The sequence below is a fragment of the Bifidobacterium choerinum genome (assembly GCF_002761235.1).
Classification (GTDB): Bacteria; Actinomycetota; Actinomycetes; order Actinomycetales; family Bifidobacteriaceae; genus Bifidobacterium; species Bifidobacterium choerinum.
Genome location: NZ_CP018044.1, coordinates 1,091,835 through 1,105,391, shown reverse-complemented (window position 1 = coordinate 1,105,391; position 13,557 = coordinate 1,091,835). Strand labels below are relative to the sequence as shown.

11 protein-coding genes are annotated in these 13,557 nt (G+C 64.5%); 1 reads left to right on the top strand and 10 read right to left on the bottom strand.

Annotation, left to right across the window (positions count from 1 at the left end; translation table 11 throughout):
- Position 1 precedes the first annotated feature (1 nt).
- The 4 genes from BcFMB_RS09820 to rplJ form a co-directional block, all read right to left on the bottom strand.
- Positions 2 to 1,894: an FHA domain-containing protein gene (locus BcFMB_RS09820; RefSeq protein ID WP_232513882.1), complete on the bottom strand. Its 1,893-nt coding sequence runs from the start codon at positions 1,892 to 1,894 to the stop codon at positions 2 to 4.
- Positions 1,895 to 2,325: 431 nt separating this feature from the next.
- On the bottom strand, positions 2,326 to 3,300 hold the full coding sequence (locus tag BcFMB_RS09515) for a hypothetical protein (protein WP_157775089.1): 975 nt from the start codon (positions 3,298 to 3,300) through the stop codon (positions 2,326 to 2,328).
- A gap of 641 nt (positions 3,301 to 3,941) precedes the next feature.
- Positions 3,942 to 4,322: a 50S ribosomal protein L7/L12 gene (gene rplL, locus BcFMB_RS04220; RefSeq protein WP_024541000.1), complete on the bottom strand. Its 381-nt coding sequence runs from the start codon at positions 4,320 to 4,322 to the stop codon at positions 3,942 to 3,944.
- A gap of 113 nt (positions 4,323 to 4,435) precedes the next feature.
- Positions 4,436 to 4,957: a 50S ribosomal protein L10 gene (gene rplJ / locus BcFMB_RS04215; protein ID WP_024541001.1), complete on the bottom strand. Its 522-nt coding sequence runs from the start codon at positions 4,955 to 4,957 to the stop codon at positions 4,436 to 4,438.
- 720 nt (positions 4,958 to 5,677) lie between these two features.
- Here rplJ and BcFMB_RS04205 point away from each other — a divergent pair.
- Entirely contained in the window at positions 5,678 to 6,619 is a 942-nt protein-coding gene (locus tag BcFMB_RS04205) for a metal ABC transporter solute-binding protein, Zn/Mn family (protein ID WP_099721140.1), read from the top strand.
- A gap of 268 nt (positions 6,620 to 6,887) precedes the next feature.
- Here the strand turns inward: BcFMB_RS04205 and BcFMB_RS04200 are convergent, their stop codons facing one another.
- The 6 genes from BcFMB_RS04200 to pstB (BcFMB_RS04175) form a co-directional block, all read right to left on the bottom strand.
- The gene (locus tag BcFMB_RS04200) at positions 6,888 to 8,282 is read right to left on the bottom strand and encodes an NCS2 family permease (protein ID WP_024541003.1); all 1,395 of its coding nucleotides are present in this window, start codon (positions 8,280 to 8,282) and stop codon (positions 6,888 to 6,890) included.
- Between the two features lie 196 nt (positions 8,283 to 8,478).
- Positions 8,479 to 9,258 (bottom strand): phosphate ABC transporter ATP-binding protein PstB, encoded by a 780-nt coding sequence (pstB, locus tag BcFMB_RS04195; protein ID WP_099721139.1) that lies wholly within the window; start codon positions 9,256 to 9,258, stop codon positions 8,479 to 8,481.
- Between the two features lie 18 nt (positions 9,259 to 9,276).
- Entirely contained in the window at positions 9,277 to 10,278 is a 1,002-nt protein-coding gene (gene pstA / locus BcFMB_RS04190; protein ID WP_099721138.1) for a phosphate ABC transporter permease PstA, read from the bottom strand.
- Positions 10,275 to 11,300, bottom strand: a complete 1,026-nt coding sequence (pstC, locus tag BcFMB_RS04185; RefSeq protein ID WP_232513881.1) for a phosphate ABC transporter permease subunit PstC — start codon at positions 11,298 to 11,300, stop codon at positions 10,275 to 10,277. Before pstC ends, pstA begins: the two co-directional genes overlap by 4 nt.
- Entirely contained in the window at positions 11,300 to 12,436 is a 1,137-nt protein-coding gene (gene pstS, locus BcFMB_RS04180; protein ID WP_099721721.1) for a phosphate ABC transporter substrate-binding protein PstS, read from the bottom strand. Before pstS ends, pstC begins: the two co-directional genes overlap by 1 nt.
- A 309-nt stretch (positions 12,437 to 12,745) precedes the next feature.
- The gene (gene pstB, locus BcFMB_RS04175) at positions 12,746 to 13,525 is read right to left on the bottom strand and encodes a phosphate ABC transporter ATP-binding protein PstB (protein ID WP_099721137.1); all 780 of its coding nucleotides are present in this window, start codon (positions 13,523 to 13,525) and stop codon (positions 12,746 to 12,748) included.
- Between the last annotated feature and the right edge of the window lie 32 nt (positions 13,526 to 13,557).

Genomic DNA, 13,557 nt, shown 5'->3' with positions numbered 1-13,557 from the left:
CTCACTTTCCTACTGCCTTGCGGTAGTCCTCATATCCCGGATTGCGGCTCAGCGCCTCGTCGATGTCCGCGTTCGACTGCGCGGCGAGCCATTCGTACAGGTCATCGTACAGCGTCGGGTTCATCGCGAGGAACGGCAGCAGCTCCGCATGGCGCGCCATCTCGAACTGTTCGGTGAAGTCGTCGGAACGGCGTGCGTCGTCGGAGGTGTAGCCGCCGACCTCGATGATTTCCTTCGGCTTGTCGAAGTCGCCGTTCGCGACGCGTTCGAACACCGATCCCGGCTCGAACGCCGGCGTGAAGGTCTGCGTCGCATCGAGCGGCTGCTCGTCGTCGTCATCGTGACGGCGGAAGCGGCTGTAGTCGTCGTCCTCGCGCTGTGCGGCGGCATCGGTAGGCGACGCCGATGCGGCGTCCTGCCCGGCCGGCTGCGCTGTCGTCTGACCGACCGTCGATTCGGTCGTTTCGGCGACGAAGTTCGTCTGATGGGTCGGCGCGGCGACCTCGATCGGCACGGTCGTGTCGGCCGTCGCATGCGCCGCCGCGTCCGGTCCCTGCAGCGTCGATTCGATGACGTCGAAATGCAGCGCGTTGCGCTGTTCGGCGAAGGCATCGGAAGACGTCGGCTGCTGCATCGCCGGCTGCGGCTGCATCGGCTGCTGCGACGGCGACGCGCCACGTGGCATCTCGACGTTGGCGAGCGGCTGCTGCGCCGCAGCCGACTGCACGGCCGGCTGCGGCGACTGCGTGTTCATCGGCTGCCGCATATTCGGCTGCTGCATCGCCGGCTGCGACGACTGCGCCGCCGCATCGTACTGCGGCTGCGCCATCGGCTGCCGCACCGGCTGTGCGGACTGCTCGGATGGCTGCTGCTCGGCCGGCTTCGGCTGCATCGCGACGCCCGTATGCATCGACGTCTGCCACACGCTCGGCTGCTTCGGACGCGACGGCTGCGTCGGATTCTGCGCCGACGCATCGGCGTTCTGCTGCGGGCGCATCGTCGTCGAGATCGACGGCTCGCCGTTTGCGGACGACGTCGGCGATATGGTCGGCGAAATCGGCTCGCGCGTCGCGCCGACGACCGGCTCCTGCGCGACGTTGAGGGATGGGATCGGACGATGCTGCTGCGCGAGTTCGGAGACGCTGACGAGACTGTCGGCGTTGCGATGGTCGGCGTGACGCGGACCGTCGTGCATGCGCGGCACGAACTCCTCCTTCTTCGCGGCCGGTTCGTCGATCTTGCCGGCGGCGACGTCGTGCGCGTCGGCGAACAGGTCGCGCGGCGCCGCGTCCTGCGCGTCATCGTCGTTCGCGTCGTTCACGGCGAGCGGATTGAGCGGCGACGAGAACGGCGCGAAGGTCTGCCGTTCCGCCTGACGCAGCTCCTTCGCGCGCGAGCGCACCTGACCGGCGTTGAAGATGTCGGTCGGCTCGCCGGCGCGCAGGTTGAGGATGTCGTCGATCGACATGTCGGCGACCTCCGGTTCGCTCGGCTGGTTGTCGAGCGCGTAGTCGAAGAGGTTGACGACGTCATCGTCGTCCTTCGTCGTCGTATCGTCGTCGATGAAGCGCACGAAATCGACGGGCACGTCGCCGAACTGCAGACGCACCGTGTCATCGTTCATCGCGAAGTCGGAGCCGCCAGGCAGACGCACGAGTTCGTCGCCGGGACGCACGAGAAAGGTGCCGTTCGTCGAGTTGAGGTCGCGCAGGATCGCATTGCCGTCCGACTTCACCGAGAATTCCGCATGCCGCTTCGACATCGAACGGGTGTCGTCGAGGATCTCGATGCGGCGCATGCCTCCGCTCGGCACCGGACGTAGCGGCTTGCGGCCGATTTCCACGGTTTGCCCTGCTTCGACGCTGGCCAGATTCGAACCATCAACACGTATCATCCATTTCGTTGTCGTTCGTTGATCTCCGCTCACCGTGGGACCTTCCTTTCGCCGTTGTCCGCTCGATGCGCCGCGCGCGCGACGGTGCTTCACCGAGAAGTACGCATACTGAACGACATTTTACGCGGTAGTTCAACAAATCGCCCGATTCCCGCCCAACTCGCCACCATTATCGCACAGAGCTGCAACCGCATCCCGTCTATCTGACTCGCAGCGTCCCATTCCATCGGCCAACTCGACAACCCCACCCGCAAACCAGCCCGTTTGCGTCCCGATTCATCGAACACGCCGATGATCACACCCGCAGCGTCCCAATCCATCGCCCAGCTCGACAACCCCACCCGCAAACCGGACCGTTTACGTCCCACCCCATCGAACCCGCCGACAATCCCACCCGCAAGCACCCGTATCCAGTCCGCACAGCCGTACTCCTACGCGGCCGGCTGCATCATCGGCACGCCGGCGTCGGCGAGCTTCTGCGTCAGCGCCCAGCGATCGGCGAGGTCCTCCATCCTGATACGGATCACCGTCGTCACCCCCGCGCGCAGCAATCCTTCCGTTCGTTCGCGCTCATCGTCGATGGCACCGGCCAGCGTACGCCCCTGCATCATCGCCGGATCCGTATACTTCACCAACCCGTCGAGCTCTACGACGATGAGCCTGCCGTCGGCCGTCCGCCACAGATAATCGACGCGATATCGGCGCCCCGTCTGCGGATCGACGAACTCCACCTGCTGCGCAGGCGGCACGAATCCGCATTCGATGAACACCGCCAGGGTCTTCGCCTCCCCTCCGTTCTCCGCATTCGCGTTCGCATACTGCAGCACCTTGCGCAGGACGTCGTTCATCAGGCTGTTCTCCACCGCGCACATCATGATCATCTCCGCGCGTATTCCTTTGCGCAGTGCGCAGCATGCCAGCGTCATGCCGTCGACGAACGACATCGAGGCGGTGCATTCGGCGACCGTCTGCGCAAGCGACGTCACCCGAACGCCGTCGACGACCACGCTGTGTACTCCCGAACGACATCGCCTATCGATATAGGTACTGCTGCAATGGGTGCCCTCCGGCTTGCTGATGACGGTGACCGAAAGCGCATGCAACGCCTGACGTACAACCCGGTATTCGATCCACAATCCATGCATGCATGCCGCAGCCACGCCGCCAAAGACCCAATCCGGATGCCAATGTGCAAGTGCGCGCACTATATATTTGAACTGGTCGACCAGACCGAGCGATCTCCATAATTGAGCGCGAATGAACAACCCTGGCATCGGCGTTTCGATTTCACCTGTTCGTACTCGTCGCAGCAACGCCTTGCGCACGGGATCGCCCGACGGATGCAGGCATCGGCGTTCCCGTTCGGCTTCATCCAGTTGACGGCTCATTTCGGCGTGATCTCGCATGGGCCAACTCCTTTGTTTGTCTTGTAATGATTCCCGACCCAACCCACGCTACATATGTCGTCTGCGCCTGCACCAGCCTTGATGACCTCTGTGTACGGACGCCCCGGTTATCCACATTTCGCAGTCAGCCGACATTGGCCACTGCCTTGTGGCGTCATAGCAGGCGAAATCCGCCATCCCCCAGTGCCTTGCACCCTGATTCGTTACTCCCGCCGCTGAAATTCCCCATACGCATCGGCATTTCCGTCCCAATCCGTCGATCATTTCGACGATCCCACCCGCATCTGCCCATGTTTGCGTCCCGACCCATCGACACCACCGACAACCCCACCCGCTACGTCCCAACCCATCGGGCGACTCGACGAACCCACCCGCAAACCGACCCATTTGCGTCCCGAACCATCGACACCACCGATGAGCCCACCCGCAAGCGGGTACTTCCGCGCGCAATCTGGCAGGCCGCCGGCCTGCCCGCCCGCCCAGCCAACCCCCGCCTACAGCCAGCCACGGGTTAGACCTGCAGTCCATCCCTCCAGTCCATCATCCCCGACCATCCCCCGAACGCAGGAATCCCCTGCAGTCCGCGGACTGCAGGGGATTCCCACAAAGCGTTCGTGATGTGCGGCTTGAAGCCGCGCGAATCACTTGAGCTCGACGGTGGCGCCAGCTTCTTCGAGCTGAGCCTTGGCCTTCTCGGCATCTTCCTTCTTGGCGTGCTCGAGAACCGGCTTCGGAGCGCCGTCAACGAGAGCCTTCGCCTCAGCCAGGCCGAGGTTGGTGATGGCGCGGACAGCCTTGATGACCTGGATCTTCTTGTCGCCAACGGCGGAGAGGATGACGTCGAACTCATCCTTCTCTTCCTCGGCCGGGGCAGCGCCCGGAGCGGCGGCGGCAGCAACGGCGACCGGAGCGGTGGCTTCGACGTCGAACTTCTCTTCGAAGGCCTTGACGAACTCGGAGAGCTCGACGAGGGTCATTTCACCGAAAGCTTCGAGGAGCTCATCCTGGGTGAACTTAGCCATTATGGCTTCCTTTCAATCGTGGCACGCAGTGTTGTTGGTCGTGTTCCGCGCACCTGAAATTTATTGTTTTCCGTTTTTCCGAACCGATTGCTATGCGGCGAACCGCAGGGCGATCAGGCGGCCTTCTCCTGCTTCTCGCGCAGGGCGTCGATCGTACGAACGACCTTCGTCGGCAGCGCGTTGAACAGGCGGGCGGCCTTGGACATCGTGCCCTTGAGCGCGCCGGCCATTTCGGCAAGCAGTTCCGGACGAGACTTGAGGTCTGCGAGCTGCTTGGCACCCTCGGCGTCGTACACGGTTCCGTCTGCGTAACCGCCCTTGACGATGAGGGCCTTGTTGGTCTTGGCGAAGTCACGCAGCGTCTTCGCAGCCTCGATGAAGTCTCCCTGAACGAAGACAACCGCGGACGGGCCCTTGAGCATCTCGTCGAGACCCTCAATGCCCGCTTCCTTGGCGGCGATGCGGAACAGCGTGTTCTTAGCCACAGTGTAGGAAGTATCGCGGCCTAGCTTTTCGCGCAGATCGGAGATCTGCGGAACGGTAAGCCCGCGGTACTCGGTCAGGTAGACCGCGTCAGCGTTACGGAAAGCTTCCGTAAGCTCGGCGACCACCACTTCCTTTTCGGGCCTCTTCATGGCGTTCCTTCCTAAGTCGGCCGTCGATTGTGAGGCGGAATACCAAGTCGGGCAATAAAAAAGCCCTGCACACAGGCAGAGCAGCATCCATCCTTGAATACTCAAGGAACTATGTTTCTCAACCTGCGCTGGCCTGGCGAACCAAACTTCGTGAAGCCGTGAACGACTTCCAACCAACGGTCTGTGGTTTACAAGAGTGATAATCTACCGACCCCTCGCGACACGCCCCTCCCTCCGGCGTGTCGCAATCATCCCATCCCATCGACCACGCCGACAACCCCGCCCGCAAACAGGCCCGCCTCCGTCCCGAACCATCGACCACGCCGGCAACCCCACCCGCTCCGGCCCAACCCATCGACCAACACGACGAATCCACCCGCAAAACAGCCCGTTTCCGGCCCAACCCATCGACCACGCCGACAACCCCACCCGCGTTCGCCAGCGCGCGTTCGCGCGCCACACCGAACAGACCCCTTATTGCGAATGATTCTCAATTGATGCTACAGTGGACACCAACCAACCATCAATCCGGCCGTTAATGTACGCCGGCGCCCATGTCCGCCATAGGCCTCCGCGGTCTTGGCCCCGGCCGGTCCCGGCCGGCACCAGCGGCAACCAGCGTCATCCGACGCCAGCCGCAGCCAACGGCACAGCGGACGGCAAGTAAAGCCCCGGCGCGACCGAGGGCAACCACACCGACCAACAGAAACGAGGACCCATATGAAGAAACTGATGCGCGCCGTGATCGCGACGTTCGCCGGCGTCATGACCGTCGCCGCCGTGAGCGCCTGCTCGACCACCGGCGGCGCGAACGCCGACAATGCCAACAGCGAAGGCGGCAACGGCAGCGCCGTCATCACCGTCATCGCGTCGAGCAACCAGTGGGGTTCGCTCGCGAAGGACCTCGGCGGCAAATACGTCGACGTGACGAGCATCCTCAACAACACCGGCACCGACGCGCACGACTACGAGCCGACGACGAACGACATCTCGAAGATCCAGAACGCGCAGATCGCGATTGTCAACGGCGCCGGATACGACGACTGGGCGCTCAAGGCCGCGCAGCAGTCGTCGAAGACGCTCGTCGTCGACGCCGCCGACGCCAGCGGCGTCAAGACCGGCGACAATCCGCATATCTGGTTCTCCGCGAACGCGCGCATCAAAACAGCCGACGCGATCACGAAGGACTACATCAAGCTGCAGCCGGAGCACAAGGCGCAGTTCGAGCAGCTGCACAAGACGTGGCTCGAAGAGGAGCAGCAGCTCGACAAGGACCTCAAGGAACTCGCGAAGGACAAGGGCAGCAAGAACTACGCGGCCGTCGAATCGGTCGCGCAGTACCTCGCCGAGGACATGGGACTGACCGACGTGACGCCGAAGGGCTACAAGCAGGCGGCGGCGAACGAGTCGGAGCCGACTCCGGCGGACATCAAGGCCTTCACCGACCTGCTCAAGAAGGGCGACATGCGCATGCTCATCACGAATTCGCAGGAGCCGAGCAAGATGAACGACCAGCTCGTCGCCGCCGCCGATTCCGGCAATGTGCCGGTCGTCGACGTGACCGAGCAGATGCCCGAGCAGTACAAGTCGCTGCACGAGTGGATGCGTGCGCTCGCCAAGCAGATCCAGGAGACGGACGGCGGCTCGAAGAGCGATAAGTAGTCGCCGTCGCGATCATCGCGAGAATTCCTGATGATCGTGCGGATCGACGGCATCGCATACGGCAGGGCCCGCGCCACCGAACAACGGTGGCGCGGGCCCTGCCGTATGTAATTCATATGTGCGACTGTGTGTGCGAACCTGTCCGCGCGACTGCGCGTCCAGCCGCGTATGCGATGCTGCGATTCCGCGCACATGCGGCATCCGCACACGCGCGTGCCGTACGCATCCGCGCGATGCATACGCGACCGCGGCTCACGCGGTCATCGCGCTACAGGATCGCCATGCATGCGAAGTCGAGGATGAACAGCGCGGAGACGATCCAGACGATCGGATGGACCTCGGACGCCTTCTTCTTGCAGACCTTGACGATGCAGTAGGTGATGAAGCCCGCGGCGATGCCGTAGGAGATCGAGTACGCGAAGGCCATGAACACCGACGCGAAGAACGCCGGGATCGCCTCGGAGATGTCGTCCCAGCGCACCTCCTTGAGGGAGGCCGCCATCATGCAGCCGACGATGACGAGGACGCCCGCCGTCGCCGCGCTCGGCACGGCCGAGATGACCGGCGCGAAGAAGATCGACAGCGCGAAGCAGCAGGCGACGACGACCGAGGTCAGGCCGGTGCGGCCGCCCGCGGCGATGCCGGCCGAGGATTCGACGTAGGTCGTCGTGTTCGACGTGCCGAAGATCGAGCCGATCGACGTCGCGATCGAATCTGCGAACAGCGCCTTGTCCATCTTCGACGAGAAGCCGTGGCCGTTCTCGAGCGATTCTTCGTCGGCCTTCGAGAAGATGCCGGTGCGGCGGCCGGTGCCGATGAAGGTGCCGAGCGTGTCGAAGGTGTCGGACATCGAGAACGCGAAGATCGTCACGAGGACGAGCGGCAGCTTCGCCGGGTCGGAGAACAATGTGCCGAAGCCCTCATGGGAGAACAGCGCGCCGAAGGTCTGCGGAAGCTGACCGAAGGCGTCACCGATCGAAATGCTGTTGTTCATCGTCGTCAGTCCCATCGGGATGCCGATGACGGCGGTCAGCACGATCGCAAGCAGCATGCCTCCCTTGACCTTGAGGATCGTGAAGACGATGACGAGCAGCAGACCGATCAGGAACAGCCACAGCGTCGGCGTGTTGAGCGTCGCCATGCCCGGCACGGCGGAGACGGCGCCGCCCTGCGCGGCTGCCTTCGGGTCGTTTGGCGTGAACGTGACGGCGGCCACGTTGAGCAGGCCGACGTAGGCGACGAACAGGCCGATGCCGCCGCCGATCGCATGCTGCAGCGATTCCGGGATCGCCTTGATGATCATCTTGCGCACCTTGGTGACGGTGATCAGGATGTTGATCAGGCCGCACAGGAAGACCATGCACAGCGCCTGCTGCCAGGTGAAGCCGAGGCCGAAGCACACGGTGTAGGTGAAGAACGCGTTGAGGCCCATGCCCGGCGCCTGCGCGTACGGGACGTTCGCGAACAGGCCCATGACGAGCGTGCCGATGATCGCGGCGATGATCGTCGCGAGGAAGACGCCGCCCCATGGCATGCCGGTCTGCTGCAGGATCTGCGGATTGACGATGATGATATAGGACATTGCGAAGAACGTCGTCAGACCGGCCATGCATTCCCTGCCGACCGTCGTGCCGCTCTCCTTGAGGTGGAAGAACTTCTCCATGTAATACCCTGATTCTTCTCGTGGACTCTTGACTGCCGCCCCGTCCCGAAAGACAGGACAGCCCTCAAGCTAGCACGGCCATGTAAAACCGTTCCGTTACATGGCGTTCGCCCACCGAGGAATCGTGCGGGAAACGTCCGGGAATCGCCGACGCCTTCCGCTCCCCCGTTTCCGCATGCTCCCGCGTGCTCCCCGCTCAGCCGAAGCGGCCCGAGATGTACCGCTCGGCCTCCTCGTTCTGCGGATCGTTGAACATCGTCGACGTGTCGGCGAAGTACTCGAGATGCCCCGGCTGGCCGACGGCCTTGAGGTTGAAGAACGCCGTGTAGTCCGCCACGCGCGCCGCCTGCTGCATGTTGTGCGTGACGATGACGATCGTATAGTCCCGTTTGAGTTCGTTGATCAGGTCCTCGACGGCGAGCGTCGAGATCGGGTCGAGCGCCGAGCATGGCTCGTCCATCAACAGCACCGACGGGTGCACGGCGACGGCGCGCGCGATGCACAGCCTTTGCTGCTGGCCGCCCGACAATCCCACACCCGGCTTGTCGAGGCGGTCCTTGACCTCGTTCCACAGATTCGCGCCGCGCAACGCCCACTCCACCAGATCGTCGGCGTCCGACTTCGCGATCTTCTTGTTGTTGAGCCGCACGCCGGCGAGCACGTTCTGCCGGATCGACATCGTCGGGAACGGGTTCGGCCGCTGGAACACCATGCCGATGTCACGGCGCACGGCGACCGGGTCGACGTCCTTTCCATACAGATTGCGCCCTTCGAGCAGGACCTCGCCGGTCACGTGCGCGCCCGGCGTGATCTCGTGCATGCGGTTGAGCGAACGCAGCACCGTCGACTTGCCGCAGCCCGACGGCCCGATGAACGCGGTCACCTGATTCGCGGCGATGTGCAGGTTGACGTCCTCGACGGCGAGGAAGTCGCCGTAGTAGACGTTGAGATGACGGACATCGATTTGCTGTCCCATATTCGTTGACGTTTCCTTTCAGCGTTCGGCGTCGACGGCGAAGACCTTCGCGACGACCCTGCCGATGAGATTGAGGATGAGCACGACGCCGATGAGCACGAGCGCCGCCGACCACGCGCGCTCCATCGGGATCGTCGGCACGCACGCGGCGCCGGCGTTCGCCGGACAGTTCGCGCTGAGCTTCGAGTATTCCTGGTAGACGTACACCGGCAATGTCGTCATCTGCCCGGAGAAGAGATTGACGTTCGTCGTGACGACGTAGCCGGCCGTCATCAGCAGCGGCGCCGTCTCGCCGATGACGCGCGCGATCGCGAGGATCGACCCCGACACGATGCCGGGCAGCGCGGTGCGCAGCACGACCTTCGTGATCATGCGCTGCTTCGTGACGCCGAGCGCGAGCGCCGCCTCATGCAGATCGTGCGGGACGACCTTGAGCATCTCCTCCGACGATCTGCAGACGGTCGGGATCATCAGCAGCGCCAACGCGACCGATCCCTCAAGGCCGTTGAAGGTGCCCGGACCGAAGATCATCGAGAACAGCGACAGCGCGAACAGGCCGGCGACAATCGACGGGATGCCGCTCATGACGTCGACGAGCAGCCGGATCGTCCTCGCCATTGCGCCGCCGCGCGCGTATTCGATCAGGTAGACGGCGCACATGACGCCGATCGGAATCGAGATGACCATCGCGCCGAACGTGATCTCCAATGTGCCGATGATCGCGTGGAGCACGCCGCCGTATCCGCCGGCCGCCGTCGGACTGCCGCCGATGACGCCGGTCATGTTGTGGGTGAGGAATCCCAGGTCGAGACGTCGTACGCCATGCGCGATCGTCGTCCACAGCAGCGAGACGAGCGGGATCAGCGCGACGGCGAAGGTCGCCGTGAACAATGCGCGCATCAGACGGTCCTTGCGTCGGCGCGCCTTGGCCGTCGAGCGCGACTGGCGGAAACTGTCGAGGTCGAGGTCGGCGAAGAGCCGTTGCGTGTCCACTCGGGGGTTGCAGTCGAGCGTCGTCATGAGGTGGCCTTTCCGGTGAGTCTGCGGGCGGCGTAGTTGACGGCGAAGGTGATCGCGAACAGCACGAGGCCGGTCGCGATGAGCACCGAGACGCCCAGTCCGTTCGCCTCCGGGTACTGTGCGGCGATGTTCGCGGCGATCGTCTGGCTTTGCGAGGCCTGCAGCAGATGGAATGAATATTTGAGTCCCGGCGACAGGATCATCAGCACGGCCATCGTCTCGCCGAGCGCACGGCCCAGGCCGAGCATCGACGCCGAGATGATGCCGGACCTGCCGAAGGGCAGCACGGCGAGCCTGATCGTCTCCCACTGCGTCGCGCCGAGCGCGAGCGCGGCCTCCTCGGTGAGCCGCGGCGTCTGTTGGAAGACGTCGCGCGTCATCGACGTGATGATCGGCAGGATCATCACGGCCAGGACGAGCGCGACGGTCGCGACGGTGCGTGACGGATTCGCGGCGGGGCCTGCGAACAGCGGGATCCAGCCGAGGTGTTCGGCGACCCAGTCCCAGAACGGGTAGATCGCCGGCACAAGCACGAGGCCGCCCCACAGGCCGTAGACGACCGACGGGATTGCGGCGAGTAGGTCGACGACCGTGTTGAGCACGCCGACGATCCGGCGCGGCGCGTATCGGGCGATGAAGACGGCGATGCCGATCGAGACGAAGAACGCCAGCAGCAGCGCGAGCGCGGCGACGAGCACCGACCCGAACAGCAGCGGCGGCACATACCGCCAGAACGAGTCGAATCGGCCGCCGGTGAATCCGGAGACGACGGCGTCGACGGCGGCGCGAGGGCCGCCGATCGCCGGCCATGCGCGCAGCAGCAGGAAGACGGCGACGGCGGCGAGCACGGCGAGGATCAGCAGGCCGCTGCCATAGGCGAGGGCCGCGAAGACGCGGTCCGCCGTCCGTCCGTCGGCCTTTGCAGCGGCGACGTTCCTCTCCGCCTTGGCCGCGGCGACGCCGTCGGCCGGCGATCTTCGGGCGTCGGCGTCGGGCATGGGTGTCGTATGCGTCGTCGTCATCAATCGGCCTTGATCTGTCCGATCGAGTCGGCGATGCGCCCGGTCAGCGCCTCCGGCAGCGGCGCGACGCCCGCCGCGGACTGCGCGGCCTGCTGTCCTTCCCCGCTGGTGACGTAGCCGAGCCATGCCTTCGCGAACTTCGCGTCCTGCGGATCCTTGTAGGCCGGGCAGGCGATGTCATAGGAGACAAGCACGATCGGGTAGGCGCCGGCCACCTTCGTCGTGTGGTTGATCGTGACGACGATGCGGTGGTCGCCGGTGACGGATTCGTCGACCGGCGAGTCGGCGATGACCTTCGAGCCCGCTTCGGCCGAGATCGGCGTGTAGGCGTCGCCGACCTTGACGGCGACGGTGCCGAGGTCGCCGACCTGCGAGAAGTCGGCGTAGCCGATCGTGCCGTTCGCCTGACCGATCGTCGAGACGACGCCGGAGGTGCCTTTGGCGCCCTGGCCGACCTCGTTCGGCCAGTTCTCGGACAATTCGTAGTCCCACTGCTGCGGCGCGGCGTCCTTGAGATAGCTGACGAAGTTGAGCGTCGTGCCGGATTTGTCGGAGCGGTGCACGACGGTGATCGCGAGGTCGGGCAGCTCGAGGTCGGGGTTCTGCGCGGCGATCCGCTCGTCGTTCCAGCGGGTGATCCTGCCGGCGAACACGTCGGCGATCGTCGCCGCGTCCATGTTGACGTGCTTGCCGGCGTCGGAGACGCCCTTGAGGTTGAAGGCGACGGCGATCGGCGAGATGTACACCGGCACGTCGAAGGCGGTGCCCGAGGCGCAGACGCCCTTCGACTGCGCCACCTCGTCGTCGCTCAACGGCTTGTCGGAGCCGGCCCAAGCGGTCGAACCGCTGAGGAACGCGCTGACGCCGGCGCCGGAGCCGGAGGGGTTGTAGGCGACGGTCGCGTTCGGCGCGACGGCGCGGAACCCTTCGATCCACGCCTCGACGGCGGTCTGCTGCGAGGACGCGCCGGCGCCGGCGTATTCGCCGTTCAACGATGCGACTCCGGCCGGCGATGTACCTTCGGCCATCGCCGTCGACGGACCCGATGCCGTGTTGTCGCCGCAGGCGGCGAGCGATGCCAGCAGCGCGACGCCGCAGACGGCGGCCATGGCACGCAATGACGTGTGATTGTTCATGATGATGTTCACTGTTCCTTCTGCAATGATCATGCGTTGAGGCACGCATTGAATCGTGATTTCCCAGCACGTTCCGGGGCGATGCCCCGGATGATTCCGCGCTGTGCTTCCAGCTTAAAACGGCTTGGTGAAGCCGCTGGACGGTTTCAGTGAACACCGGGTGAACAGTCGACCAACATTGCGTGGGCGGCGCGGACCGTCATGTCGCGCCGCACATTCATAACAGCAATAATCGGCCGATAAAAAACGGTGCCCTTCCCGCACGATTACGGGAAGGGCACCGGCGCAATGGATGCCGCGGCGGTCCAATCAGCCGAAACGGCCGGAGACGTAGCGTTCCGCCTCCTCGTTCTGCGGGTTGTTGAACATCGTCGACGTGTCGGCGAAGTACTCGAGATGCCCCGGCTGGCCGACGGCCTTGAGGTTGAAGAACGCCGTGTAGTCCGCCACGCGCGCCGCCTGCTGCATGTTGTGCGTGACGATGACGATCGTGTAGTCGCTCTTGAGCTCCTCGATGAGGTCCTCGACGGCGAGCGTCGAGATCGGGTCGAGCGCCGAGCACGGCTCGTCCATCAACAGCACCTGCGGATGCACGGCGACGGCGCGCGCGATGCACAGACGCTGCTGCTGACCGCCCGACAGGCCGATGCCGGGGTTGTCGAGGCGGTCCTTGACCTCGTTCCACAGATTCGCGCCGCGCAACGCCCACTCCACCAGATCGTCGGCGTCCGTCTTCGAGATCTTGCGGTTGTTGAGCGAAACACCGGCGAGCACGTTCTGCCGGATCGACATCGTCGGGAACGGGTTCGGCCGCTGGAACACCATGCCCACATCGCGACGCACGGCGACCGGGTCGACGTCCTTCGCATAGAGGTTCTTGCCTTCGAGCAGCACCTCGCCGGTCACATGCGCGCCCGGCGTGATCTCGTGCATGCGGTCGAGCGAACGCAGCACCGTCGACTTGCCGCAGCCCGACGGCCCGATGAACGCCGTGACCTTGTTCGCCGCGATGTGCAGGTTGACGTCCTCGACGGCGAGGAAGCTGCCGTAGTAGATGTTGAGATGGTTGACGTCGATTTGCTGTCCCATGCGTTCCTTCCTTAGCTGTACGTACGTTGCCG